The sequence below is a fragment of the Photobacterium sp. Hal280 genome (assembly GCF_037162255.1).
In the GTDB taxonomy this organism is placed as follows: Bacteria; Pseudomonadota; Gammaproteobacteria; order Enterobacterales; family Vibrionaceae; genus Photobacterium.
Genome location: NZ_JARLUO010000005.1, coordinates 530,763 through 556,554 on the forward strand (window position 1 = coordinate 530,763; position 25,792 = coordinate 556,554).

Below are 25,792 nucleotides of genomic sequence, written 5' to 3' on the forward strand. Positions count from 1 at the left end.
CCGGGATGAAACGATCTTTACTGGCCCTGGCGGCGATCTGGTGCGCGCCGCTTCAGGCACAGCACCTGATTTACCCGCTGGACACCCCGGCGATTGACAACAGTGATGACGCGCTGGCGTATGTCCAGGCGCGATATCCGCAGACCGACAGGCTGGCGCTGCGGGGCACCCGTCAGAGCCTGCTGGGCACGCATTATCACTTTGTGCAGCAGCATGCTTCCGGTCAGTTGTGTGAAGGCGCCATCGTGGTGACCACGGACCAGCATGGTCAGCTTTACCGCCTGTTCAATCATCTGGTGGATAACGCCGATGACTGCGCGCTGAATGTGCCATTGCCACCGCGTCCGCACACCTTGCTGATACCACCGCAGGGCGACATTGTTCAGACAACCATGACGGTGTTTGACCCGGATCCACGCACCGCGACGGGCCGTGCCATTGAAGCGGATCATTCAGATGTGGATGACATTGTCATTCCGGCTGAGGCTTATACCACAGTGTCCGGCGTGGAAGTCACGCGAAAAGACGGCCGGTTATATCTGAGCAATGATCGGGTAATGGCAATCGATATTCAGTCGATGACAGCGCTGGAGGTCGGGCCGCAGCAAGGTCTGGTAACGGTTGCAGACGGACAGCCATTTGATTTCACCCGGCAGTTTACTGCGTTTCGGGATGTGAATGCGTTTTATCACCTGGATCAGTCGCTGCAATATCTGGCCAGTCTCGGCTTCACGGGTGAGCGGGCTCTGTTTACAGCGCCGCTGAAAATGGATGCGCAGGGCCAGAGCACCAATAACTCGACCTATCTGGATGACGTCAGCATCCTGTCGATGGGGGTGGGGGGCGTGCCGGACAGTGAAGATGCGGATGTGGTACTGCATGAATTCGGCCATGCCATCAACGAGATGCTGATACCGGACTGGAAAGGCGGAGATACCGGCGCCATTGGTGAAGGTTTCGGCGATTACTGGGCCGGGGCTTACAGCTTCTGGGTTCAGCGTCATCGCAATGAACGCTTTGAACTGGATGTGTTCGCCAACTGGGATGGGGCAGCCGGCGCGGTGAAATCCCGCCGTTCACTGCATGATGACGATGCCCGCTACAACCGGGACATGGATTATCGGGCCCATATTTCCGTAGCCGGCACGCTGGGCGATGAGCTGTGGTCCACGCCACTGTTTCAGACCCTGAAGCAGGCGGAAGCCGTCTATGGCGAGGCAGCGTTTGATGAGTTCAACCGGGTGGTGATCGAAGGCATGGCCGGGATGGGCTATGGCATGAAGATGGACGATCTGGCCCGCTCCACCGTGGATGCGGCGCAGCGTCTTTATCCGCAGAAAGACTATGCCCAGTGGCTCACGGCCCGCTTTCATCACCATGGCATCTTGAATGACACGGTTGTTCTGGCGCAGGCGACTTCTGCGCTGGCCGTGACCAGACCGAATGTGACGGACGTGTCAGTTGCGCTGGTCAATGACAGTGAGCAGCCGCTGGCTGCTTTGAGCGCTCAGTTATCCATGCCTGCGCTGAACTGGCATCAGCAGGTGCAAGCCACGCAGGTCATGCCTGGTGCCGTGACTGAGGTCAGAGAAGCCATTCAGCTTCCTGCTTCGCTGCAGTGCGGTGAAGCCATTCAACTGACTGCGGATATCACGGTAACGCAGAATACTGCCCAAACTTCCCGTCACAGTCAGCAGCAGCTGAACTTGACCTATGGCGTGCCGATATTGTCGCAACCGCTGAACGTGCTGAATGCAGCTTTGTCGGATGCCCGTCAGATCAATGAAGGTGGCAAGATATTGTTGGGTGAGTCCATGTATGCGCTGACGGTGCCGGCGGGAGCCGGACAGGTATCTGATGACTTTGGCATTCAGCTGTCTGTGTCGCATCCGCGTTTCTCCGATCTGCGGGTGGAGGTTCGCACACCGTCCGGGCGGAGCTTCCCGCTGATGACCTATCACTCCTCTCCCTTAACCGAAAAAACCTACACCTATACCCAAAAGAATACCCCGGCGCTGTCGGCTCTGGTGGGAGAGCCGATGTCCGGAAACTGGGTGCTGGAAGTGACCGACCGGGTGACAGGGCAGCGCGGCACACTCAAATCCTGGGGCATTGGCGCGGTGACCGGGTATGACTGCGGCGATGCAGAGACCGTTCAACCGAACCAAGACAACACAGCAAAACCAGACAACCAGGGCACATCCGGCGGGGGTTCGCTCGGGGTGCTGAGTTTGCTGTTTGGCCTGACAATGGCGCTGGCAAGACGCCGCCCATTTTAATTCGAAAGAAGTGAGAATCAGATGAAATCAATCCAACTTGCGGTCTTGCCGGTTGCGCTGACCATGGTTCTGAGCGGATGTAATGGCTCGGGCTCCGGCAGCAGTAATTCAGGTGAGCAAAATCAACCGACCTATGACGTCAGCGGTCGTGTCTCCTCGGCATCGGTTGACCTGCCGATGACAGTGTGTGCGGATATCAATCGGGACTGGACATGCAGCGCCGGTGAGCCGTCGGTCAAAGCCACACAATATAATTTTACCCTGACCAGTACAGATATCCGGGTGAAAACTTCCCCGCTGCTGGTTCAGGCCCCCTTGTGGTTGCGGCCCGCTCAACGGCAACGACGGCATTGCATCTGGCTGCGCCCGCAGCCCGTGAAAATGCGCACACGCTGATCAATGGGATCACCACCCTGGTGGTCGGGGAAATGCTGTCCGGTGCCAGCCTCAATACAGCGATAGCTTCGGTAAAAAATCATCTGAAATCGCTGGGGATGGCGCCGCCATCGGATCTGCTGGCTGGCAGTGATGATGCCGCGCTGGCTGAACTGGATGGCAAGGTGTTGTCGCTGGTCAGCCTGCTGAGTCGCCGCCATGCCGATTATGGCGTCGTGGTTGCCGGTGCAGCAAAAGGTCTGGGGATTTATGGTGCTGCTCTGATGGCAGAGACGCTGGATGAAGAGCAGCTGGAGAAAATCCTGGCACTGGGCCAGATGTCGGTCAAACAGCTCAATGATACCGGCATGGTTCAGCACCTGAACTTGTCGACAGGGACTTTGACTGATGAGCCGGATCCCGGCGCACCGGGACAGGATGCCAGTTTCGGACTGGATGTCACCGAGGGCGGCTTCAAGTTCACCAAACTGGATGCCAAGGGTCAGCCGCTGCCTGAAGACAGTGCGATCTGGCACTGTGTGCAAGATGAGCGCAGCGGCCTTGTCTGGGAAATTAAACCGGACGATGCGGGTTCATTTCGCGACAAACACCGCTTGTTTGCACTGGAAACCGAGACGATCAAGCCACATGCCGATGAACTCGCACTGGCGTCGTGCAGCTCGGATCAGCTGGAAGCCTGCACAACTCAGGCGTACAGCCAGAAACTGAATGAATCGGCACTGTGCGGGAAAACTAACTGGCGTCTGCCGACCATGCATGAGCAGTATGACCTGCTCGATTTCAGTGAAACGGCAACGGACGCGAACAACAACATATATGGCCTGACGGCGGCATTCTTCAATGATCTGTGGATCGGCAGTGACGACTTACCTTATGGCTTCTACTGGTCCTCAACCCTGCTGCGAACGGATCCCGGTTATACCTCAGGGAAGGCGCTGACTTATCTGACGCAGATGACGGGGGCTGACGGTGGGACAGGACTGGGCGAGATCACGGCCTATCAGGCACTGTGTGTGCCGGGAGAAGAGTGCCTGTCGCCGAATGTGATGGCAGTGCGGATGGTTGCGGAATAAGGAATCAAATGATGTTGAAAAAATTGCTGGCGCATGGTTGTGCGCGTTTTTGTACTCAGCCAATGCCATGGCTGCATTTCAGTCCTGTTATCAGGAGATGTCCGGCAGCGCCCCGGATATCCGTTTTCAGGAAAACAAGCATGGGACAGTGACGGATCTGCTGACCAATCTGGTCTGGCGTCGTTGCCTGATGGGCACAGTGTGGGATTCGGTGCAGCAAACTTGTGTGGGTAACCGGGAAGGCTACAGCTGGAAAAAAGCCCTGTTTCAGATTGATCTCAACGAGAAGCACAAAGTGGTGGATGGGGTCTCCGGCTGGCGGATGCCCAACATTAAAGAGCTGGTGAGCCTGCGTGAGGTGGCCTGTATTTCACCGGCGGTGAATCTCAAAGCTTTCCCTGGCCTGATCCGGACCGAAGATGAACAATGGGAATTGACCTCCAATGTCTGGTCGTCCACGCCGCATCCCGCGAGCCAGACGATTCTGAGTCTGGGCCTGAATGATGGCATGGTGATGCATTACGGCTATCAGGATTTTGAACTGGGTGTGCTGCTGGTGAGCGACGGCGCACAGTAATCTGGCGCTCCGGTTGAAGAGAAACCCCACGAACGCGTGGGGTTTTTTATCTTCAGGGCAGAGATCCGGCTCAGGATTTCAGACTGAATTTGCCGGTCCAGGTTTCCAGTTCATGATAGAGCCCTTGCAGCGAACGGGTACTGCTATGGCTTTGATTGACCACGTCAGACAACTGGTTGCCGTTTTCTTCAATCATGTTGATTCGCGCTGAGATATCATCACTGACCTGTGTCTGCTCGGCGGCCGCAGTGGCAATCTGATGACTCATTTCGGTAATGCTCTCCAGGGCCGAGACAATCTGCTGCAAGGCTTCCGAGGCCTCCTGCGACTGCTGGACTGTGGTCTGGCTGGTTTCGGCACAGGTTTCCATGGTTTGAATGGCATTGCGCGATCCGCTTTGCAGGCGACTGATCATCTGCTGAATTTCCTTGGTGCTGTTTTGCGTGCGGCCCGCCAGGTTACGCACTTCATCGGCCACCACGGCAAACCCGCGTCCCTGCTCGCCGGCACGGGCTGCTTCAATTGCCGCATTTAAGGCCAGCAGATTCGTTTGCTCGGCAATATCGCCGATGACCTCCAGCACTCTGGCGATACTGTTCACTTCAGTATCCAGATGCGCAACAGCCTGACTGGCGATACCTAACTGATCAGCCAGCCCCTGAATATTATCGACCGTGGACAGGATCAGGTTCTGAGTGACCTGGCTTTGCTGATCGGCACGCTCAGTATTGCTGGCTGTTTCGCTGGCCGATTCAGCGACATTGTTTGCCGAAGAAGCCATTTCTGTCATTGCGGTGGCTATCATCACGGTGGATTGCTGCTGGCTGTCGGTCAGCCCGGTAATCATGCCGGAACGTGACGATACCTGGTCAATTTCGCTGCGCAGCGCCGACATGGATTGCTTGAGATTATTGATCAGTTCTGCCAGCGACAGGCTCATGGTCTGGACGGCATAGTAAATGCTGCCCGGCGCTGCCCTGTGGGCAAAATGTGTGGTGATCTTGCCATCGGCCACCGCCTGAACCGCGGCCTGCACATCATCGGGTTCGCCGCCCAGCAGATGAATGATGCGTTTGCTGGCAAAAATCAGAACGCTGAGAATCGCCACTGTGATAAACAGGCACAGGACAAGCTGCCAGCTGGCCGTTGACCAGAAACGCTGATTCACTTCGTTATAGCCAATACCTGTCCCGACATACCAGCCCCAGTAGGGCGTCTGGCGGGCAATCGATAGTTTTTCTTCAATGCTGCCGTCAGCTTGCTTCTGCGTCCAGGTGTATTGAGCGAGCTTGCCTCCGCTGGTTGCCACAGCCTGCTTGAGAATGTTACCGACACTGTTACCTTGGCCGTCTTTGAAGTCATGGAAGCTGGTGCCGTGCAGCTGAGGATCCAGCGGCGCAGCAATAAACATCAGCTTGCTGTCTGCGACGTAGACATATTCATTGTCTTTATAGATATTTTTCTGCAGCAGGCGTGTCGCCAGTGCTTTGGCCTGAGGTTCTTCGAGAAGGCCTTCCTTCGACATTTTCTCGATTTCAATCAATATATTGTATGTGCTGTTGAATAACTGTGTGACTCTGGATTCATTATCCTGATTGCTGGCCATCCGCAGCGTCCACAGGCCGGTCATCATGATAAATAACAAAGCGAACAATATGATGCCGGATAGCCAATATGTTTGTGTCCTGAGTTTCATTCCCTGGTCTCTTGGTAATGCATAAGAGGCCTCCTGACATGCGGTTAGGAGGAGTTATTTTTCATCGTGAAAAAATAGTAATTCAGGTTTAGAAACGTTCAGAGAAGGAAAGTGACAAAACATGATCTGGCTTGAGAGGATAAGTTTTCGCTGTTTACCTTTTGAATGAACTATGGTTACTGATTGATGTAATAATAGTGTTCCGGGCTGGATAGGGCAGATGCTGCAGAGCGAACAAAGGGTGGTATCTTACAGCCCATACCACCCAGATTGCGGTTAGTTTAACTGCCAGACATCGGTCTGACCGGGCTGATCGCCTTTTGTCCACCATTTCGCCGTATAGAGCTGACCCTGATAGAGCACCTTGTCGCCGGCGACATAAACCTGGCTGGCGAGCCACTCAGGGGCTGCCGGGACCACTTTGATATCCAGCTGGTAGGTGTATCCCTGATTTTTCAGGTAAACCTGGTTTCCGAACAGATCCTGAGTATCAAACGCAATGGCACCGCCGGTGTCTTGCTTGCCAACCTGCACCATTTGCGGATAAGCCTGATTGATTGTGGTAGCCAGAGTTTCTGCCCAGACAGCCTGAGACTGGTTGGCGGTAGTAATGGCTAACTGCTCTGATACGGTTTCCTGACCATTGTGGTCAAAAATACGGAACCAGGCTGACTCACCGGGCTGGGCTATATCGGTGGATTTGACATAAGCGCCTGCGCCGGTCCAGCTATCCGGTTGACCGCCGTCTGTCCCTGTAAAGCGGATATCACTACAGTTATAGAAACCTTCACCTGCCGGGTCTGCGCGCTGCCAGCGCGTGAACAGTACCGCATCACCGGTACGATCCGTCGGCAGGGTGATGGTCATCTGGTAATACTTGAGGCCATTAATTGTGGTGGTCGGCACATTACCGACCTCAGCCACCAGATCCAAATCTGCCCAGGCGAGAGATTGTACTGCGCTGTCAAAACCTGGCTTGCTGAGATAGAACTTCCAGAAGCTGGGACTGTGCGGTGTTTCAGCACGGTAAAGCAGTGTCAGCTGGCCATTTTCAGTGAGTTCGACCAGGGTTTTCTGCCAGTAAGGGGAGGGAAGATCGATACCGGATTTTTTGCTATCGGCACCAGAACAAAGCGAGCCATCAGGAATGGCTTGCTCAACAGCAGCCTGATTATTGTAATCGGACACCAGCCGGGCAAACTCAGGTTTCTGGATAAAAGGGTACCAGCCTGATTGTAAAAATGCGGCGCGGCAGGCGGCGTTTGGAATGGTTGAGCCGTCTGTGGTATCCCAATACCCCCCGTCACGATCGCAGATTTCCTGTCTGGCCGGTGGATAGTCCATATATCCATGCGCGTGAGCCGTCGCTGACAGTGAGCTGATCACTGAAGTGATCGCAAAGCACAGCAGCCCTTTCCTCCATGAAGCGTATTGAACCAACATTTTCTCTCCTTAAAACAAGTTGAATAGTGCGTGATTGCATCTAAGGGTTTGGACGAAGAGTGCTCAACAGGCAATTCATGGAATGTAAATAAGGGAAGTGACTCAAAACCTGGGATGATAATTTTCATCGCGTATTAAATACTTGGGACTAAAAGCGGGTTTCTTATCTGCCGTTGCTGCTTTACTCGTTGATAGAAATCATATCTGTCACTCAGCCGGGTCAATAAAAAGCGGGCTGTGAGGCTTTGCAGCGCGCACGTCCGGGCGGCTTAGTCAAGAGATGCGCCTGATGGCATGAACGTGGCGACCTGGTGCGGCCGGCCAGGCCAGCGACAATGAATGCGCAGCATTCAGGGTGTCGAAACGCTCATTGCTGGAGGAGAGAAAGATCTGATGCGTCTGGCATTTTTCCGGGACGCATAAAGAAAAACCCCGGTCTTTCGACCAGGGCTTCTAAAGTGGCTCCCCCTGCTGGAGTTAACGCGGCCGGCCAGGCCAGCGACAATGAATGCGCAGCATTCAGGGTGTCGAAACGCTCATTGCTGGAGGAGAGAAAGATCTGATGCGTCTGGCATTTTTCCGGGACGCATAAAGAAAAACCCCGGTCTTTCGACCAGGGTTTCTGAAGCGGCTCCCCCTGCTGGAGTTAACGCGGCCGGCCAGGCCAGCGACAATGAATGCGCAGCATTCAGGGTGTCGAAACGCTCATTGCTGGAGGAGAGAAAGATCTGATGCGTCTGGCATTTTTCCGGGACGCATAAAGAAAAACCCCGGTCTTTCGACCAGGGTTTCTGAAGCGGCTCCCCCTGCTGGAGTTAACGCGGCCGGCCAGGCCAGCGACAATGAATGCGCAGCATTCAGGGTGTCGAAACGCTCATCGCTGGAGGAGAGGAAGATCTGATGCGTCTGGCATTTTTCCGGGACGCATAAAGAAAAACCCCGGTCTTTCGACCAGGGTTTCTGAAGTGGCTCCCCCTGCTGGACTTGAACCAGCGACATACGGATTAACAGTCCGCCGTTCTACCGACTGAACTAAGGGGGAATTGTATGGTGCCTCGAGGCGGAATCGAACCACCGACACGAGGATTTTCAATCCTCTGCTCTACCGACTGAGCTATCGAGGCAGAGCAAAGATGAGTCATCTTCGCTTTGCTGTTTGGCTCCCCTGCTGGACTTGAACCAGCGACATACGGATTAACAGTCCGCCGTTCTACCGACTGAACTAAGGGGGAATTGTCTTGCTTTACAGTGTCAACAAAACACCATAAAAAAATATGGTGCCTCGAGGCGGAATCGAACCACCGACACGAGGATTTTCAATCCTCTGCTCTACCGACTGAGCTATCGAGGCAGGGTAAAACATTACTGCTTTACTCTAAATAAATGGTGCCGACTACCGGAATCGAACTGGTGACCTACTGATTACAAGTCAGTTGCTCTACCTACTGAGCTAAGTCGGCACACGAATTTGGCTCCCCCTGCTGGACTTAACGCGGCCGGCCAGGCCAGCGACATTGAGCACATCGTGCTTACCAGTCTGGAGGACATACACTGCAGTGAAGCAAGTGTATTAATTTGGCTCCCCCTGCTGGACTTGAACCAGCGACATACGGATTAACAGTCCGCCGTTCTACCGACTGAACTAAGGGGGAATTGTCTTGCATTATGACGTTACCAGAACACCATAAAGAAATATGGTGCCTCGAGGCGGAATCGAACCACCGACACGAGGATTTTCAATCCTCTGCTCTACCGACTGAGCTATCGAGGCAACGGAGCGCTATTAAACGGGTTTTGGCCCTCATCGTCAATACCTTTTTCCATAAAAAAGAGCGAATGTCGATCGCTTGCTCGCTTTTTGTTCGCTGCGGTTCAGGAGTCGGCGTTATTCCGGTCATTCCACGCAAAGTGATTACTCTGTATCAGATTTTTCCGCTTTGAAACTCTTTCTGGTAGCGGGTCACTTTCTCTAAATAACGGCGAGCTTCTGCTTTGGGATGTTTGTTGGTTAACGCCCAATAAACCTGATTTGGCTGCAGCTGATTTAAATCCTGCATGGCCCGTTTACGGTTGCGATTGAACGCGCTCAACACGCCGCCGGTGCCGCCATTATAGGCTGAGATCATACTGTAGTGCAGCGACAGCGGGTTGCGGACCTCTTTCAGATAGCGGTTTTGCAGCAGGTAAAAATAGGCGGTCCCTGTATCGATATTCTTCGCCGGATCAAACAGATATTGCGGAGATGGCTGGCCGGCTTGCTTTTTCACCAGCTTAAAAACATCTGCGCCGGCGGTTTTCGGCACAACCTGCATCAGACCATAGGCATTGGCCGGGCTGACGGCATAAGGGTTGAAGCTGCTTTCGGTTTTAATGATGGCGTAGATGAGATCTTCTTTAATACCATATCGGCGAGAGGCGTCCCGCACTATGTCGGCATACTTGTAGCTTCGCTTACTGACATGGTCTGCCACCATGGGGATATCGACGTAATAGGCCTGCTGAAAGCGCACCTGCTTTTTCTTGAGCTGGTTGTTGACCAGATATTCGGCATAACGCTTCGCCCGCCAGGACCATTCAATAGATTTGCCATCCTGATCCAGCACCTGACCCAGTAAGAACGGGCTGCCGCTCAGGGCAAAGTCCTGGGCAGAATACAGATCGACCTCAGCGGGATCGGCGGGCGTGAGCAGCGTGGTGGCGATCGCATTGATCAGATGCTGTTTGGGATTGGTGGTCGCAACCGTTTCAATGGTCACGACCCCTTTGTCGAAGTCGACATGGGCCCGGCTCTGGTAGCCATCGGTATATTTGACGTAGTGGCGCTTACTGGCAATCAGGACGTTGTCATCCCCCCAGCGCTGCTTCACCTGGCCGCTGAAAGTGTGGATCAGACGATCAAGAGCCGCGGTATCTTTGGTAAATTGTCCGGGCAATGGCGCCAGATTTTTTGCAAACCGATTGGTCGGTGCGTAATTCACGCCGTAGATATTTTCAACCAGTTCACGGCTGCAACCACTCAGGCTTAGTGCCACTGTGGCAAGAAGGAGTGTTTTTTTCATGTGATTCATATAAAAAATGACATTACTGCGTTTGGCAAATAATGTCATTTTATGATTGTTCACGGTACGTTTTTCAGGCATTGGCGCCTGAGAACGTGACATGCGTGCACATGAAACTGGCGTTGAGTGTTACTCGCTCGGTGGCGTGTAGCCATCGATGACAACATCCTGACCTTCGAACAGGAACTTCACCATTTCTGTTTCCAGCAGCTTGCGGTGCTCCGGATCCATCATATTGAGTTTCTTTTCGTTGATCAGCATGGTCTGTTTGCTTTGCCACTCAGCCCAGGCTTCTTTTGAAATGTTATCGAAAATACGTTTACCCAGTTCACCTGGATACAGCTGGAAATCCAGACCTTCGGCGTCTTTCTTCAGTCGGGCACAAAATACAGTACGGCTCATGGGATCCTCAATGTTGATGAGTGGGCAGCCTGCATGGCTGCCTGAATCGAATTTCTGGGGCTAGTTTCCTGCTTCTGGCTGCAGGATTCAAGTTTGTTGCGTGCAGGAGCTACCTCAGACACGCTTTTCAATGAATTTACGGATAGGCGTCGGCAGGCCCAAATCACTCAGGGCATCCATGGCAAACCACTGCTGGTTGCCGGTCTGATCACTCAGGCGATCCACCGCCCAGACGCTGGCGTTGAGCTTGTAATGGGTGAAGGTATGTTTGAAGGTGCCTTTGAGCGCCACATGGTCTCCGAGCTGTTCAGGTTCCAGGTAGATTTGCGGCAGACACCAGAGCGCCCCCCAGATGCCATTCTCTTCGCGTTTTTCCAGCAGCAGCTGACCCTCGGATTCGATCCACAGAAATTGGCCGGGACGGGTCGGGACAACTTTTTTCGGTTTTGGTGTAGGCAGCGCTGCAACGCGGTCGGTATTGAAAGCAATACATTTGTCCTGAAAAGCGCAGTCTCCGCAGGCTGGATTTTTCGGTTTACAGACGGTTGCTCCCATGTCGAGCAGCCCCTGTGCAAATGCCCGGTTGTTTTGCTGCGGGGTGAATTGTTCGGCATGGTGCCAGAGCTGTTTGTCGACCTGAGTTGTGCCCGGCACGCCTTCAATGCCAAAGAAACGGCAGAACAGACGTTTGACGTTGCCATCGACAATCGGACCATAAGTATTGTAGGCAAATGAAGCAATGGCTCCGGCGGTATAGCGGCCGACGCCCGGAATCTTCAGCAGTTGATCAACTTGTGCCGGAAACTCGCCCGCACACGCATCGGTGACATACAGGGCGGCTTTTCTCAGATTGCGGGCACGGGAGTAATAGCCCAGTCCTTGCCAGTGGTTCATCACGTCATCTTCGGTGGCGGCGGCCAGCGCTTCAATGGTCGGAAAGCTGTCCATCCAGCGTTCAAAGTAGGGGATGACCGTGGCCACCTGAGTTTGCTGAAGCATGATTTCGGAGACCAGCACCCGGTAAGGGGTTGGATTGAGCTGCCAGGGCAAATCATGGCGGCCATGGGTTTGCTGCCATTGGATCAGACGATCCTGAAAAGTTTCGGGTGGCAATGGAAATTGCTTCATAAAATTATCTTCACAGTGCTGCTGAATCTGACTGCGCTTCAGGATGAACATCATCTGAGTGCCGCAGTGCATTGATATTCTTTGACTTGAGCCAGGTTGTCGTACGAGGGTTCATCCACGACCCTGAGCCTGTTTTATTTGAGCTGACCATCCGGCCGACATTGCGGTGACGATTGCACCACATTCCGGGGCTGGCTTCAATGCGAAGACGGCACTTGCACTCAGCCGTGAACTTTGGATAATGCCGGATCCATTAGTGCCAAACACTCCATATTTTAGGTAAGGACCCATGAGCCAAGAATCCAGAACAAACGCTGACGTCACTCTGACTGAATTTACAGAAGACGGTAAGCTGGTACGCAAGATCCGCAGCTTTGTGCGTCGTGAAGGCCGTTTAACCAAGGGCCAGCAACTGGCGCTGGAAAATAACTGGTCAAACATGGGGATCGATTTTAACAAGCAACCCCTGAACTGGACTGAGGTTTATGGTCGTGAAGGCCATGTGGTGCTGGAAATTGGCTTTGGTATGGGGGCTTCTCTGGTTGAGATGGCAAAGAATGTGCCCGAGAAAAACTTTATCGGGATTGAAGTGCACAGCCCGGGCGTCGGTGCCTGTCTGATGGCCGCCGAAGCGGAAGGCCTGGCGAATCTGCGTGTGATGTGTCATGACGCCGTTGAAGTGTTTGAGCATATGATCCCGGATGGCAGCCTGGATACAGTCCAGTTGTTCTTCCCTGATCCGTGGCACAAAGCCCGTCACCATAAGCGCCGCATTGTGCAGCCTGCTTTTGTGGAAATGGTACGTAAAAAGCTGAAAATCGGCGGTATATTCCACATGGCAACAGACTGGGAAAATTACGCAGAGCACATGGTGGATGTGATGAAAGCGGCGCCTGGTTATGAGAATACCGCGCAAGATGGTGATTATATCCCTCGTCCGGAGGAGCGTCCGCTGACTAAGTTTGAAGCCCGCGGGCATCGACTGGGTCACGGTGTGTGGGATATGAAGTTCGCGCGTACAGAATAATGTGCTATGGTTCAAAGCCATTGCGGGGCAACATAGAGTAAGATGTTGACCTGAAAACATGATTAGCCTGAAAAGCCAGCCTCTGCGTTGGCTTTTTTGTCCTCTGGAGAGAGTGAATGAAGCCCAATAAGCAGTTGCTGAATGACATTCTGGATGAAGTCAGACCCTTAATCGGCCAGGGTAAAGTCGCCGGCTATATCCCCGCGCTGGCACAGGTTCCCGCCAACAGGCTGGGCATTGCAGTCTGCTATAACGACGGTGAAATTATTCAGGCCGGCGACAGCGAAGAAGGCTTCTCCATCCAGTCGATCTCCAAAGTGCTGAGCCTGACGCTGGCCATGACACTGTATGAGGCCGATGAAATCTGGTCCCGGGTCGGGAAAGAGCCGTCGGGGCATGCGTTTAATTCGATGATCCAGCTGGAGCTGGAGCAGGGGATTCCGCGTAATCCTTTCATTAATGCCGGTGCGCTGGTGGTGTCTGATCTGCTGCACAGCCGTCTCTCCGCGCCGCAGTACCGGATGCTGGAACTGGTGCGCAGTCTGGCGTGTAACCCGGATGTCGCCTACGACAAGGACGTGGCTGCATCGGAAATGCAGCACAGTGATCGCAATGCGGCGATTGCCTATCTGATGCGGGCGTTCGGCAATTTCAAAAACGATGTTGTGCCTGTGCTGGGTAATTATTTCGGTTACTGTGCACTCAAAATGAGCTGTGTTGATCTGGCCCGGACCTTCAGTTACCTGGCCAACAAAGGCATGCCTCTGGGCACAGAGACCCCGCTGATTTCGCCGACGCAAAGCAAACAAATCAACGCACTGCTGGCAACCTGCGGTCTGTATGATGGTGCCGGTGAATTTGCCTATCGTGTCGGCATGCCGGGGAAATCCGGAGTCGGTGGCGGTATTGTCGCGATTGTGCCGGGGGAAATGTCGATTGCGGTCTGGTCGCCTGAGCTCGATGCCTCGGGCAATTCAGTGGCCGGCACTGCAGCGCTGGAGCTGCTGGCAGAGCGGATTGGCCGCTCTATTTTCTGACCGTACCCTATCTTCTGTGTGGAGGAGTGACAATCGCTGGCAGCAGGCTGCCAGCGAATCATAGCCTGTTACTGATCTTCCTCGACAAAAGCGGCCAGTAAATCATTCAAAAAGAGTTTTCCTTGTTCGGTGATTTGCCAGCTGTCGCCTTGATCCTGCAGATATTGCTTGTCCAGCGCCCAGCTGATCGGCTGTTGAATACTGTCCAGCGACAGGCCAGTCCGTTCGACATAGTCCTGCTTCGGACAGGCTTCCAGCAACCTGAAACGGTTCATGAAAAACTCAAACGGACGCTCTTCATCACCGACCTGGGTTTCCTGATCCAAATACGCCTTTTGCGGATTGAGATAACCGCGCGGGTGCTTCACTTTCACCGTACGGGTGATGCGGCCGTCAGCAAAGCTTACCTTGCCGTGGGCACCGCAGCCGATACCCAGATAATCCCCAAAGCGCCAGTAATTCAGGTTGTGCTGGCACTGCATACCGGGTTTGCTGTAACCGGAAATCTCGTACTGCTGATAACCGGCCTCGGCCAGCAGCACATGGCCCTGTTCGAAAATATCCCACAGATCATCGTCATCCGGCAGGGTTGGCGGTTTGGAATAAAACAGCGTATTGGGCTCGATCGTCAGCTGATACCAGGACAGATGCGGCGGGTTCAGGGCGATTGCTTGCCTGAGATCCGACATGGCATCTGCCACGGATTGATCCGGCAGGCCATGCATCAGATCCAGGTTGAAGCTGTTCAGCCCGGCTTCCTGAGCCAGCCCGGCAGCGCGCACCGCTTCACCTTTGCCGTGAATCCGGCCCAGGCGTTTGAGCTTGTCATCCTGAAAACTCTGTACGCCGATAGAAATCCGGTTGACGCCCACTTCGCGGTAAGCCTGAAACCGGCCGGCCTCCACTGTGCCTGGGTTGGCTTCCATGGTGATTTCAATCTGCTCGCTGAACGGGATTCTGGCCTCAATGCCTGTCAGCAGCCGTCCGATCTCCGGGGCGGAAATCAGGCTCGGGGTGCCGCCACCGATAAAAATGGAGTGCAGCGCCCGGCTGCCATCGGCCAGCTGATAGCGATCAAGATCGATCGCCAGATCCTCTAGCAGAGCATCAATGTAATCCAGCTCGGGAATGTCGTGCTTCAGTGCATGAGAGTTGAAGTCACAGTAGGGACATTTCTGGACACACCAGGGAATGTGGACATACAGGCTCAGCGGTGGCGGTACTAACATCAGGCGTCCTTCAGGGCTGCAAAGAGGTGTTGCAAAGCTTTGCCGCGGTGTGACAATTGTTTTTTACGTTCAGGGGACAGCTCGGCTGAGGCGCAATCGGCTTCCGGTACCCAGAAAACAGGATCATAGCCAAAGCCATTCTCGCCTCTGGCCTGGTGGAGAATACGGCCTTCCCATTTACCGTGGCACACCAGCGGTGTCGGGTCATCGGCGTGGCGCATCATCACCAGCACACAGTGGAAGCGGGCGGTGCGTTCAGCGTCCGGTACGGCTTCCATGGCCTCAAGTAACTTTTCCAGATTCGCCTGATCGCTGGCGTCTGCTCCGGCATAACGGGCCGAGTAAATACCGGGTGCTCCTTTGAGGGCATCCACTTCCAGACCGGAATCATCAGCAATCGCGGGTAGGCCGGTTTCTCTGGCGGCGTGACGCGCTTTGATAATGGCATTTTCTATAAATGTCGTGCCGGTTTCGGCCACATCAGAGACGTTGAGATCCGTCTGGGCGATGACCTCGAAACCGAAATCGGCAAGCAGGTTGGCCATTTCACTGACTTTCCCCTGGTTGCCGGTCGCAAGTACTAATTTGCTCATGAAGACTCCTGGTCTGTAAGGCTGGGGCGCTATGATACCCACAGCCAGAGCAAATGCCAAAGACAGAAAAGAAGCGTGCTGTCCCTCTTTTTCACTGGCGTGGCTTATTCGGCGAAATAGGTCTGTTCGAACTGAATATTACCGCTGGTGGACTGGCGGGAGACATCAATATTAAAACGGAAGCGTTCTTCATTGGCATGGCTCAGTTCGGCAATGTAGTAGATGGCATCGCCTTCGCGCACTTCACGGAACGTGAGGTTTTTCTCATTGCCGACCAGATTACGCGCTGTGCCTTTCACCAGTGCAGCAACCGCCGGTTTACCTTCAATGCTGGTATCGAGCACAGTGATATTAATCAGGGCCGAATAACGGCTGCGCTGGATACGGTAGTTCTTCGCGATATCCGCCGTCAGGAAAGTAGACGGAAAGGTTGAATAGTGCACTTCCAGCTCGCCGATGTTTTTGAGTTGTTCTGCCTGTGCCGGTACGGCAAAAGCTAGGGTTGCAATCACAGCAATCAGTAACTGTTTCATGGTGTCGTCCTTCTGTCCTGTCGAAGTATGTCACACGGAGTAAGACCTTACATTCAAAAGGGATAATGCAGTAATTGTTTAAAGTATAGAGTGGTCCGCGGACGGCGTCTTTGCGGGTATCAGAATTACAGCAAGGCGCTGACGAGCGGGGGCATGACTTGTGGTGCTTGTATCCGGACGAGTTTGTGCCGGCCCGTTTCTCCCTTTTCTATGATGATTTGTCCTTTGGCTACCCTGAACTGCTTGGCCAGAAATTTGACCAGGTGGCCGTTCGCTTTGCCGTCAACCGGCGGAGCCGTGATGGCGACTTTGATTTCGTCGCCATGAAGGCCGACAAACTGATCCCGGCTGGCTTTGGGTTGTACATAAAAGCGGATCATCAGATCCGCTTTATCCTGAAAAACAGGGCTCAGGCTCACAGCTGGAACCAGATCGGGCCAATCAGATCGCCCATCAGAATATTGGCAAAGTGCAGGCCAACAAACAGCACCAGCACGCTCAGATCCAGGCCGCCAATGGCCGGAATGATGCGGCGGATTGGCGCTGTCATCGGCTCGGTCAGCTGATGCATCACGTATTCGATCGGGCTGCGTCCCTGACTGACCCAGCTCAGGATGGCACGGATCAGCAGGACCCAGAACAGCAGTCCACCGGCCGCTTTGAGCAAGGAGAGTCCGGCGATCCAGAACAGATCCGGGCTGAATGCCAAGCCGCCATTGGTCAGCACGAATTGCAGCGCGATAAATTTTCCGACCGTAAGCAGGTAGGCAAACAGCACAGTGGCCAGATCAAGCGAGCCGATTGAAGGGATAACACGACGCAGCGGGCCGAGAACCGGCTGGGTGACTTTCACCACAAACTGGGAAAAGGGATTATAGAAATCCGCTTTGGCCCATTGCAGCCACAGTCGCAGCAGCACCACCATGATATAGAGGTCAAAGAGGGTGCTGACTAAAAAAGCAATAGCATTCATATTGTTACCTTAAAATAATTTTTCCATTTCCTGTGCGCGGCTGACAGCGGCCTGCATGGCTTTGGCTACGATATCACTAAGTTGCGCTTCATTAAATGTGCGGATCGCCTCTGCTGTGGTGCCGCCTTTCGAGGTCACCTGTTCACGCAGGGTCGACAGCTCAGTATCCGGGCTGGCGATCACCATGCTGGCAGCGCCCAGTGCGGCCTGTTGCACCAGTTCACGTGCGGTCTCTTTGTCAAAGCCCTGACGAATCGCTTCATTCTGCATGGCTTCCATGAACAGAAAGAAGTAAGCCGGGGCACTGCCGGCAGCGGCAATCACGCCATTGATGCCCGACTCTTGCGTAACCCAGCAGGTTTTGCCGACCGCCGCCATCAGGTTGTCAGAGAAATGACGATCCTGAGTGCTGACACTGGCGTCGGCATACATACCGCTCATGCCTTTGCCAATCAGCGAAGGAGTATTGGGCATCACCCGCACCAGGCTGACTTTGGCGGCCAGCATCTCCTGCAGACGTGCCACTGAGATACCGGCAGCGATGGAGATCACCAGTTTGCCGTCAAAATCGATGGCTTGCAGCGGCTCACAGACGCTGGCCATCAGCTGAGGTTTGACCGCCAGTACAATGACCTCGGCTTGCTGGGCGGCGCGCAGATTGTCGCTGTCGGTATGAATACCGTACTCACGCGCCAGTGGTTCACGGCGCTCGGCACTTGGCGCAGTGGCGGTGATTTTATCGGCGGGATAACCGCTGGCAACCAGGCCGGCGATGATGGAGCGGGCCATGTTACCGGCGCCGATAAAAGCGATTGTACGTTGTTCCATGAGAAATCCTTCTGAACGTAATGAGCGCCTGATACTTCAAGCGAATTTAACTGTAATCCCTGGCGCCAAAGATAGCGGTCCCGATGCGCACCATAGTGCTGCCGGCGGCCACGGCCGCTTCCATGTCGCCGCTCATGCCCATCGACAGGGTATCCAACCTGGCTTGCGGCAGACGTTGCTGCAAAGCATCTCTGGCTTTCGCCAGGGCAGAAAAAGCCTCGAGCTGACTGACGTAATCGTCGGCTTTTTCCGGTATCGACATCAGTCCGCGCAGCTCGATATTGGGCAAGGCGGCAACTTCGACAGCCAGCTCTGCCAGTTGGTCAAAGTCGACACCTGATTTGGACGCTTCGCCACTGGTGTTGACCTGAAGCAGGATTTTCAGCGGCGGCAGCGTTGCCGGGCGCTGCTCGCTGAGCCGGCGGGCGATTTTAAGCCGGTCGACCGAATGCACCCAGTCGAAATGTTCGGCGATCGGGCGTGTCTTGTTGGACTGGATTGGGCCGATAAAATGCCAGACTAAGCTTGGGTCTGACTGAGAAAAATACTGAATTTTCTCAACGCCTTCCTGCACATAGTTTTCGCCAAAGGCGCGTTGCCCGGCGGCAATGGCTTCAGCGATGGCGCTGACCGGTTTGGTTTTACTGACCGCCAGCAGTTGCACTGAATCTGTATCGCGGCCGCATTTTTCGCAGGCCTGCCGGATCTCTCGGGTGACCTGTGTAATATTTTGTTTGATACTACTCATAATTGATTCTTTAGGGAAAATGTATGGATATCACCGAACTACTGGACTTTAGTGTAAAGCATAACGCCTCCGATCTGCACCTTTCCGCTGGGGTATCGCCAATGATTCGGGTAGACGGTGATGTCAGGCCGCTCAGCATCCCCCCTTTGAGCCATGAAGAGGCACACCGGCTGATCACCGATATTATGAATGACGGCCAGCGGCGTGAATATGAAGAAAGGCTGGAAGTGGATTTTTCTTTTGTCATGCCCGAGGTCGGCCGGTTCCGTGTCAATGCGTTCCAGCAATCCCGCGGGTGTGCCGCCGTGTTTCGGACCATTCCTCAGTCTGTGCCCTCTCTGGAAACCCTGCAGGTGCCAGAGGTGTTTTACCAGATTGCCCAGAGTCAGCGGGGACTGGTGCTGGTGACCGGAGCGACCGGTTCAGGCAAATCGACCACCATCGCTGCTATGGTTGATCATATTAACACTCACACTCACCGTCATATTCTGACCATTGAAGATCCGGTGGAGTTTGTTCATCAAAGTAAGCGCTGTCTGATCAATCAGCGTGAAGTGCACCGGGATACCCACAGTTTCCAGAATGCGCTACGCTCGGCGTTGCGCGAAGATCCCGATGTGATCATGGTGGGCGAATTGCGCGATCAGGAAACCATCCGCTTAGCGCTGACGGCGGCTGAAACCGGCCACCTGGTACTGGGCACCCTGCACACCAGCTCGGCGGCCAAGGCGATCGACCGGATCATTGATGTGTTTCCCGGTAATGATAAAGCCATGGTGCGCTCTATGCTGTCGGAATCACTGCGGGCGGTGATCGCGCAGACCCTGCTCAAATGCCCCGGCGGCGGCAGGAAGGCAGCCCATGAAATCATGCTGGCAACCCCGGCGATCCGAAACCTGATCCGCGAAGATAAAGTGGCTCAGATGTATTCCATGATCCAGACCGGAGCCGGGATGGGGATGCAGACAATGGAGCAGGCCGTGAACCGTCTCATGGCGCAGGGGTTGATTGAACCCGAGGAAGCCGCCAAGGTGGTGGAACGTAATCAGGGATTATGAGGCAGGAAATCGACCCATGAATTTGGATTTTATGCTCTGCCAGATGACCGACCAGCAGGCGTCCGACCTGTATCTCACCGTGGCTGCGCCCTGCCAGCTGAAAATCAACGGGCGGCTGTGTCCGCTCGGTGAAAGCCTGTCGGCAGAACAATTGATGGCCTTGTGCCAGCAGTCGATGTCGGATGAGCAGTGGCAGAGCTTTGTTGAACTCAAAGAGGCGAACTTTGCGCTGGTACGCGGTGAGCGCCGTTTTCGTATCAGTGCCTTCTGGCAGCGCGAGCAGCCGGGTATGGTGATTCGCCGTATTGAAACCGTCATCCCCGACATGGATTCCCTCTGCCTGCCTGAACCTATGCAAGCCATGGCGCTGGCGAAACGGGGCTTGCTCCTGGTCGTCGGGGCGACCGGTTCAGGTAAGTCAACCTCCATGGCTGCGCTGACAGGGCACAGAAACCGCCATAGCAGCGGTCATATCCTGACGGTGGAAGACCCGATAGAATTTATTCATCAGCACCAGCAATGCATCGTGACCCAGCGCGAGGTCGGCTTAGATACCGCAAGCTATGAAGTGGCGCTGAAAAATTCTTTGCGCCAGGCACCGGACATGATTCTGATTGGTGAAATCCGCAATCAGGACACCATGGAGCATGCGCTCAATTTTGCCGAAACCGGCCATCTGTGCATGGCGACCCTGCATGCCAATAATGCCAATCAGGCGCTGGAACGGATACTGCATTTAGTGCCGAAAGATCGCCGGGAGTCGTTGTTGTTTGATTTGTCGCTGAACCTGAAAGGGATACTGGCGCAACAGCTGATCCCCGATCCTTCCGGTGAGGGCCGCCATGCGGTGTTTGAGTTACTGATCAACACACCCAGAGTGTCGGATTTGATCCGGCGCGGAGCGTTGCATGAACTGAAAGCCACTATGGCCAAAGGCCGTGAGCATGGCATGATCACCTTTGATCAGTCGCTGTATGCACTGTTCAGACAAGGCAAAATCCGCGAGAACGATGCCCTCAGTTATGCCGATTCGGCCAATGATCTGCGCCTGATGATCAAGACAGGTCAGCCTGGCCAGAGCTCAGCTGGCGGGCTGGACGGGGTCACGATCCGGTTTGAGTGAGACCAGATACAGCCAGGGGAGCTTTTTCCCACCCATGATCCCAGAGCGGAGGAAGCTGTACTGTCTGCGACATTGTTACGCTTGGGTTAAATCTTTGTGATCCCCTTAGTGGTTTCAAAATAACCACCTTGCGCTCTGTTTGCTCTCTCTTTATATGTATATACAAATAACGTGTAGAGGGAGTGAATCACATGGAACAATCTCAGTCTCGTGTCAGTGCATCGGATGCACTGGCACGTTTCCGCCTGCTGTTTCTCAGTGCTGTCGGAATCTTTTTCTTTTTCGTGCCAATTTCAGTGAACGGAAAATCAACGATCCCGCTGGATCATTTGGTTAGTCAAATCAAAGTCTGGCTGGGGAGCGGTGTCGCCTGGTACGCCTTTGCCATGATAGTGATCGGTGCGGTCTATCCTTTTGTCAGCGGCCAATGGTCAAAGAGCCTGACAGATAAGGTGTTCTCTGGACTGAAAGTCATGGGGGCAGGCGCGGCGCTGATGGCGGTCACAGGGGCTGGACCAGAATTCCTGCACAGCAAAGACATGTTGCCGTTTCTGTTTGAAAAGCTGGTGATCTCGGTCGGGTTGATCGTTCCTGTCGGGGCGGTTTTTCTGTCGTTTCTGGTCAGTTATGGGTTGCTGGAGTTGATTGGTATTCTGGTGCAGCCTGTGATGCGGCCCATCTGGCGTACGCCGGGGCGTTCTGCCATTGATGCGGTTGCCTCATTCGTCGGCAGTTACTCTCTGGGGCTGTTGATCACCAATAGAGTATACAAATCTGGGCAATACTCAGCGAAAGAGGCGGCGATCATCGCCACCGGCTTCTCGACTGTGTCGGCCACGTTTATGATCATCGTGGCGAAAACCCTGGATCTGATGTCGGTCTGGAACCTGTATTTCTGGGGCACGCTGGTGATCACTTTCATCGTGACTGCGATTACGGTTCATTTGCCGCCGTTACGTCAAATGGATGAATCCGTGGCGGATCCTGAACCTGATGCCGGCAGTGAAGGGCGACTGCAAACGGCGTACCAGACCGGCATGAATGTGGCCCGGCAGGCACCGGCCGTGGGCAGTAATGTTTTATCGACTATCAAAGACGGCCTGCTGATGACCATTTCCATCCTGCCATCCATCATGTCTGTGGGGCTGATTGGTCTGCTGGTCGCGAAATACACTCCTGTGTTTGAGTGGCTGGGCTATCTGTTTTACCCGTTTACCGCGGTGTGGGGCATTGATGGCGCGAAAGAACTGGCGCAGGCCTCGGCATCGGGTCTGGCGGAAATGTTCTTGCCTGCCTTGCTGCTGCGTGACGCTGAGTTTGTGGTGCGTATGGCTGCGGGGGTGATTTGTGTGTCCAGCGTGCTGTTTTTCTCAGCGTCAATTCCCTGCATTCTGTCGACCTCGATTCCGCTGAGTGTCGGGCGTCTGGTGGTGATCTGGTTTATCCGTACCGCGCTGAGCCTGTTGCTGGCGATTCCGTTTGCATTGTTTGTGGCCGGGCAAATGTAGGTTCGCTATGACCGCTGCTGGCTCATTCTGAGTGATGAAGAAAGCCCTGAAGTCGTGACTGTCAGGGCTTTTATTTTGTCGCTGGTTTGCAGGGCTCAGGACCACTTGTGATCTCAAAGCTAAAAACGCTGTACCGGGCGATCAACCGTATTGCTGTTCGAACCAGCTTTCGAGGATAACGACAGCAGACTGAGAGTCGACATTGCCTTTGCTGAGTGAGCGGTAGCCACCCCGGGCAAAGAGATCCGAGCGCGCTTCCACTGTACTCAAACGTTCATCATGCAATTCAACCTGGCACCCGAACCGGCCGTGCAGGCGGTTGGCAAATTTACGGGCACGCGGGGTGATACTTTCCAGCTCCTTGCCGTAAACATCCAGCGGCAGGCCGACCACAATCAGATCGGGTTGCCATTCTTTGAGTAATTTTTCAATCGCTTCCCAGCTGGGAATGCCGTCGTTGGCTTTCAGGGCCGACAGGGGACTGGCTGTCCCCGTCAGCTCCTGGCCGATGGCGGCGCCAATGCTTTTGGTACCATAGTCGAAGGCTAGTACCGTACGAGAGGTGCTCATGAATGTCCTATTTCAGTGGATAAGTTGGCGGAATGGATACCCAGTTTGGCGACGGCTTTGTCCCAGCGTTCATTGATGGGGGTTTCAAACACCACCTTGGGATCGGCTTCCATGGTCAGCCAGCTATTGTCGGCCAGTTCCTGCTCCAGCTGACCGGCGGTCCAGCCGGCATAGCCCAGCGCGACCAGAAATTGGCTCGGCTCATTCTGGGTACCCAGTAATGGCAGGATATCGGTTGATGTGGTCATCTTGATCTCTTCGGTCAGGTCAAGGCTGGAGCTGTATTCTTCTTTGCTGTTGTGCAGGATAAATCCCCGGTCACTGGCCACCGGACCGCCGATCATGACAGGCTTTTCCAGGCTGGCCGGATGCGCAACGGGTAAGTCGCGCTCTACCTTAATCTGCTCCAGCATGCTGCCGACAGAGACATCAATCGGTAAGTTAATGACGATACCCATCGCGCCTTCATCATTATGCTCGCACACATACACCACACTGCGTTTGAAGTGCGGGTCCTGCAGACTGGGCATGGCCACCAGAAAATGATTGGTGAGATTCATCGTTCAGTCCTTACACGCTCTCAGACAGGCTCTTTCATTACAGTATGGGGATGAATTGGCCGAAATGGTAAGTCTGAGAAAGGTGTTGTTAAAAATGAAAACGTGACGTGTTGTCAACTTTGACAGACAACACGCCGAGGTTTCAGAAGTATTAAGCGGTTTTCAGGCGACGTTCAATGGCATCCATGAGTTTGCCCGTAATCGAAATATCATACGCCGCTTCAATTTCGCGAATACAGGTTGGGCTGGTGACATTGATTTCCGTCAGCTTGTCGCCGATCACATCCAGGCCAACAAAAATCAGCCCTTTTTCTTTCAGTGCCGGGGCGACGGCTTCAGCAATTTTACGGTCAGTCTCGCTCAGCGGGCGGGGTTCGCCGCGGCCACCGGCGGCCAGATTGCCGCGGGTTTCCCCTTCGGCCGGAATCCGGGCCAGGCAGTAAGGCATCGGCTCGCCGTCCACCACCAGAATGCGCTTGTCGCCGTTACTGATGTCCGGCACGAACGTTTGCGCCATGCAGTAGTATTCACCGTGATTGGTCAGGGTTTCAATGATCACCGACAGGTTCGGATCGCCGGCCTTGACGCGGAAAATCGACGAGCCGCCCATACCATCCAGCGGTTTGAGTATGATATCGCCGTGTTCCTGCTGGAAAGCGCGGATCTTCTCTGCCCGGCGGGTCACAATTGTGGTTGGCGTCAGTTCCGGGAACCAGGCGGTGTAGAGTTTTTCATTACAGTCACGCAGGCTCTGGGGTTTATTGACGATCAGGGTGCCCTGTTCTTCAGCACGCTCCAGAATATAGGTGGCGTAGATGTATTCAGTATCGAACGGCGGATCTTTACGCATCAGCACGGCATCGAGCTCGCTCAGTTCGATTTCCTGCTCACCGTGGAAGCTGAACCAGTCGGCCGGATCTTCCTGCAGTTTGACGATCCGGGTGCGGGCGATCGCTTTGCCTTGCTCCAGAGACAGATCAGCCATTTCCATGTAATGGATTTCCCAGCCGCGACGCTGCGCTTCAAGCATCATCGCAAAGCTGGAATCCTTTTTGATGGTAATGGACTGGATGGGATCCATCACAATACCCAATTTGATCATGTCTTTTCTCCTTGGTTAGCCAAGATCGCCAAAGCGGACCTGTAGCGCAGTTATCGCCGTCATCGCGGCAGTTTCAGTTCTGAGAACCCGGGGACCCAGCAACACTTCGCTGAAGCGGTATGTTTCTGTCATAGTGATTTCCTGCTCTGACAGGCCGCCTTCCGGCCCGATCAGCAGACGGACCCGGGTCACAGGTGCGGGCAGGGTATTAATGGAATATTGGGCTCTTGGATGCAAATTCAACTTCAGGCCGTCAAATTCTTCTGCGCACCAGTCTTCCAGCTTCATCACAGGACGGATTTCCGGCACCACATTGCGGCCGCATTGCTCGCAGGCGCTGATGGCGATTTTTTGCCACTGGGACAGTTTCTTGTCGAACCTGTCCTGAGTCAGTTTGACACCGCAGCGCTCTGAGATCAGCGGCGTAATGCTGTTGACGCCCAGCTCGACGGATTTCTGAATCGTGAATTCCATTTTATCGCCGCGGGAAATCACCTGGCCCAAATGCAGATCCAAAGGGGACTCCACACTGTGCTCAACACGGGCAGAGATCTCTACTTCGACATTTTTTTTACCGGCTTCGGTAATGACAGCCGGGAATTCAGCATTGCTGCCGTCGAACAACAGAATTTCCTGGCCCGGCTGCATGCGCATCACGCGGCCGACATGGTTGGCGGCGTCGTCACTCAGGGGCACTCTGCCGCTTGCAGGCAGGGTCTCAGGATGGAAAATACGTGGCACTCTCATAGTATTAAATTCGTTGGCTTTGGTGGTTATTCCTGGCGTCAGTATATCAAGCTTGGCGGCAATGTACCGAACATTGCACAGTGCTGAATCATGCGCGATGAAA

General features: G+C 54.2%; 26 protein-coding genes and 7 tRNA genes. 9 read left to right on the forward strand and 24 right to left on the reverse strand.

Annotated features, from left to right (window positions below; translation table 11 throughout):
* Nucleotides 1-5: 5 nt before the first annotated feature.
* The 4 genes from P4S53_RS11625 to P4S53_RS11640 all read left to right on the forward strand — a co-directional run bounded on the left by P4S53_RS11625 (nucleotide 6) and on the right by P4S53_RS11640 (nucleotide 4,325).
* Nucleotides 6-2,279, forward strand: a complete 2,274-nt coding sequence (locus tag P4S53_RS11625) for a proprotein convertase P-domain-containing protein (RefSeq protein ID WP_337112807.1) — start codon at nucleotides 6-8, stop codon at nucleotides 2,277-2,279.
* A gap of 21 nt (nucleotides 2,280-2,300) precedes the next feature.
* The gene (locus P4S53_RS11630) at nucleotides 2,301-2,675 is read left to right on the forward strand and encodes a hypothetical protein (protein ID WP_337112809.1); all 375 of its coding nucleotides are present in this window, start codon (nucleotides 2,301-2,303) and stop codon (nucleotides 2,673-2,675) included.
* Nucleotides 2,597-3,748: an Lcl domain-containing protein gene (locus tag P4S53_RS11635; RefSeq protein WP_337112810.1), complete on the forward strand. Its 1,152-nt coding sequence runs from the start codon at nucleotides 2,597-2,599 to the stop codon at nucleotides 3,746-3,748. Before P4S53_RS11630 ends, P4S53_RS11635 begins: the two co-directional genes overlap by 79 nt.
* 67 nt (nucleotides 3,749-3,815) lie before the next feature.
* On the forward strand, nucleotides 3,816-4,325 hold the full coding sequence (locus P4S53_RS11640; protein WP_337112811.1) for an Lcl C-terminal domain-containing protein: 510 nt from the start codon (nucleotides 3,816-3,818) through the stop codon (nucleotides 4,323-4,325).
* Between the two features lie 70 nt (nucleotides 4,326-4,395).
* Here P4S53_RS11640 and P4S53_RS11645 read toward each other — a convergent pair whose 3' ends face one another.
* The 13 genes from P4S53_RS11645 to mutY form a co-directional block, all read right to left on the reverse strand.
* A complete protein-coding gene (locus P4S53_RS11645) occupies nucleotides 4,396-6,021 on the reverse strand; it encodes a methyl-accepting chemotaxis protein (protein ID WP_337112812.1) in 1,626 nt (541 codons plus the stop codon).
* Nucleotides 6,022-6,297: 276 nt separating this feature from the next.
* Nucleotides 6,298-7,464 carry a lytic polysaccharide monooxygenase gene (locus P4S53_RS11650; RefSeq protein ID WP_337112813.1) on the reverse strand — a complete coding sequence of 389 codons (1,167 nt, stop codon included), beginning with the start codon at nucleotides 7,462-7,464 and terminating at the stop codon, nucleotides 6,298-6,300.
* Between the two features lie 705 nt (nucleotides 7,465-8,169).
* Entirely contained in the window at nucleotides 8,170-8,463 is a 294-nt protein-coding gene (locus tag P4S53_RS11655) for a hypothetical protein (RefSeq protein WP_337112814.1), read from the reverse strand.
* Nucleotides 8,431-8,506 (reverse strand) — tRNA-Asn (locus P4S53_RS11660). The genes P4S53_RS11655 and P4S53_RS11660 overlap by 33 nt, the downstream gene beginning before the upstream one ends.
* Nucleotides 8,507-8,512: 6 nt before the next feature.
* A tRNA-Phe gene (locus tag P4S53_RS11665) sits at nucleotides 8,513-8,588 on the reverse strand.
* Nucleotides 8,589-8,621: 33 nt separating this feature from the next.
* Nucleotides 8,622-8,696, reverse strand: a tRNA-Asn gene (locus P4S53_RS11670).
* A 43-nt stretch (nucleotides 8,697-8,739) separates the two neighbouring features.
* Nucleotides 8,740-8,815: transfer RNA gene (locus P4S53_RS11675), tRNA-Phe, on the reverse strand.
* 33 nt (nucleotides 8,816-8,848) lie between these two features.
* Nucleotides 8,849-8,924, reverse strand: a tRNA-Thr gene (locus P4S53_RS11680).
* 116 nt (nucleotides 8,925-9,040) lie between these two features.
* Nucleotides 9,041-9,116, reverse strand: a tRNA-Asn gene (locus P4S53_RS11685).
* 43 nt (nucleotides 9,117-9,159) lie between these two features.
* A tRNA-Phe gene (locus tag P4S53_RS11690) sits at nucleotides 9,160-9,235 on the reverse strand.
* 151 nt (nucleotides 9,236-9,386) lie between these two features.
* Nucleotides 9,387-10,523, reverse strand: coding sequence for a membrane-bound lytic murein transglycosylase MltC (gene mltC, locus P4S53_RS11695; RefSeq protein WP_337112815.1), 1,137 nt, complete (start codon nucleotides 10,521-10,523; stop codon nucleotides 9,387-9,389).
* Nucleotides 10,524-10,652: 129 nt separating this feature from the next.
* On the reverse strand, nucleotides 10,653-10,925 hold the full coding sequence (locus P4S53_RS11700) for an oxidative damage protection protein (RefSeq protein WP_120513334.1): 273 nt from the start codon (nucleotides 10,923-10,925) through the stop codon (nucleotides 10,653-10,655).
* Nucleotides 10,926-11,039: 114 nt separating this feature from the next.
* Nucleotides 11,040-12,125, reverse strand: coding sequence for an A/G-specific adenine glycosylase (gene mutY / locus P4S53_RS11705; RefSeq protein WP_337112816.1), 1,086 nt, complete (start codon nucleotides 12,123-12,125; stop codon nucleotides 11,040-11,042).
* A gap of 217 nt (nucleotides 12,126-12,342) precedes the next feature.
* Between mutY and trmB the strand changes: the two genes are divergently transcribed.
* On the forward strand, nucleotides 12,343-13,080 hold the full coding sequence (gene trmB / locus P4S53_RS11710) for a tRNA (guanosine(46)-N7)-methyltransferase TrmB (protein ID WP_337112817.1): 738 nt from the start codon (nucleotides 12,343-12,345) through the stop codon (nucleotides 13,078-13,080).
* A gap of 116 nt (nucleotides 13,081-13,196) precedes the next feature.
* Entirely contained in the window at nucleotides 13,197-14,117 is a 921-nt protein-coding gene (gene glsB / locus P4S53_RS11715) for a glutaminase B (RefSeq protein ID WP_337112818.1), read from the forward strand.
* Between the two features lie 68 nt (nucleotides 14,118-14,185).
* Here glsB and hemW read toward each other — a convergent pair whose 3' ends face one another.
* From hemW to P4S53_RS11750, 7 genes are all read right to left on the reverse strand, one after another.
* On the reverse strand, nucleotides 14,186-15,346 hold the full coding sequence (gene hemW / locus P4S53_RS11720; protein WP_337112819.1) for a radical SAM family heme chaperone HemW: 1,161 nt from the start codon (nucleotides 15,344-15,346) through the stop codon (nucleotides 14,186-14,188).
* On the reverse strand, nucleotides 15,346-15,939 hold the full coding sequence (locus P4S53_RS11725; protein ID WP_337112820.1) for an XTP/dITP diphosphatase: 594 nt from the start codon (nucleotides 15,937-15,939) through the stop codon (nucleotides 15,346-15,348). Before P4S53_RS11725 ends, hemW begins: the two co-directional genes overlap by 1 nt.
* Nucleotides 15,940-16,043: 104 nt before the next feature.
* Nucleotides 16,044-16,472, reverse strand: coding sequence for a DUF4426 domain-containing protein (locus P4S53_RS11730; protein ID WP_337112821.1), 429 nt, complete (start codon nucleotides 16,470-16,472; stop codon nucleotides 16,044-16,046).
* 125 nt (nucleotides 16,473-16,597) lie between these two features.
* On the reverse strand, nucleotides 16,598-16,891 hold the full coding sequence (yggU, locus tag P4S53_RS11735; protein WP_337112822.1) for a DUF167 family protein YggU: 294 nt from the start codon (nucleotides 16,889-16,891) through the stop codon (nucleotides 16,598-16,600).
* Nucleotides 16,888-17,445, reverse strand: a complete 558-nt coding sequence (locus P4S53_RS11740; RefSeq protein WP_337112823.1) for a YggT family protein — start codon at nucleotides 17,443-17,445, stop codon at nucleotides 16,888-16,890. The genes yggU and P4S53_RS11740 overlap by 4 nt, the downstream gene beginning before the upstream one ends.
* A 9-nt stretch (nucleotides 17,446-17,454) precedes the next feature.
* Nucleotides 17,455-18,273: a pyrroline-5-carboxylate reductase gene (gene proC / locus P4S53_RS11745; RefSeq protein WP_337112824.1), complete on the reverse strand. Its 819-nt coding sequence runs from the start codon at nucleotides 18,271-18,273 to the stop codon at nucleotides 17,455-17,457.
* Nucleotides 18,274-18,319: 46 nt separating this feature from the next.
* Complete coding sequence (locus tag P4S53_RS11750; RefSeq protein ID WP_337112825.1) at nucleotides 18,320-19,021, reverse strand: YggS family pyridoxal phosphate-dependent enzyme; 702 nt, start codon at nucleotides 19,019-19,021, stop codon at nucleotides 18,320-18,322.
* A gap of 23 nt (nucleotides 19,022-19,044) precedes the next feature.
* Here P4S53_RS11750 and P4S53_RS11755 point away from each other — a divergent pair, with 23 nt between their 5' ends.
* The 3 genes from P4S53_RS11755 (at nucleotide 19,045) to P4S53_RS11765 (ending at nucleotide 22,710) form a co-directional block, all read left to right on the forward strand.
* Entirely contained in the window at nucleotides 19,045-20,079 is a 1,035-nt protein-coding gene (locus tag P4S53_RS11755; protein ID WP_337112826.1) for a type IV pilus twitching motility protein PilT, read from the forward strand.
* Between the two features lie 16 nt (nucleotides 20,080-20,095).
* The gene (locus tag P4S53_RS11760; protein WP_337112827.1) at nucleotides 20,096-21,202 is read left to right on the forward strand and encodes a PilT/PilU family type 4a pilus ATPase; all 1,107 of its coding nucleotides are present in this window, start codon (nucleotides 20,096-20,098) and stop codon (nucleotides 21,200-21,202) included.
* A 191-nt stretch (nucleotides 21,203-21,393) separates the two neighbouring features.
* A complete protein-coding gene (locus P4S53_RS11765) occupies nucleotides 21,394-22,710 on the forward strand; it encodes a YjiH family protein (RefSeq protein ID WP_337112828.1) in 1,317 nt (438 codons plus the stop codon).
* A gap of 141 nt (nucleotides 22,711-22,851) precedes the next feature.
* Here the strand turns inward: P4S53_RS11765 and ruvX are convergent, their stop codons facing one another.
* The 4 genes from ruvX to rsmE form a co-directional block, all read right to left on the reverse strand.
* A complete protein-coding gene (ruvX, locus tag P4S53_RS11770) occupies nucleotides 22,852-23,280 on the reverse strand; it encodes a Holliday junction resolvase RuvX (RefSeq protein ID WP_337112829.1) in 429 nt (142 codons plus the stop codon).
* The gene (locus P4S53_RS11775; RefSeq protein WP_337112830.1) at nucleotides 23,277-23,840 is read right to left on the reverse strand and encodes a YqgE/AlgH family protein; all 564 of its coding nucleotides are present in this window, start codon (nucleotides 23,838-23,840) and stop codon (nucleotides 23,277-23,279) included. Before P4S53_RS11775 ends, ruvX begins: the two co-directional genes overlap by 4 nt.
* A gap of 151 nt (nucleotides 23,841-23,991) precedes the next feature.
* Nucleotides 23,992-24,942: a glutathione synthase gene (gene gshB, locus P4S53_RS11780; protein WP_337112831.1), complete on the reverse strand. Its 951-nt coding sequence runs from the start codon at nucleotides 24,940-24,942 to the stop codon at nucleotides 23,992-23,994.
* Between the two features lie 15 nt (nucleotides 24,943-24,957).
* Nucleotides 24,958-25,689 (reverse strand): 16S rRNA (uracil(1498)-N(3))-methyltransferase, encoded by a 732-nt coding sequence (gene rsmE / locus P4S53_RS11785; protein ID WP_337112832.1) that lies wholly within the window; start codon nucleotides 25,687-25,689, stop codon nucleotides 24,958-24,960.
* Nucleotides 25,690-25,792: the final 103 nt, after the last annotated feature.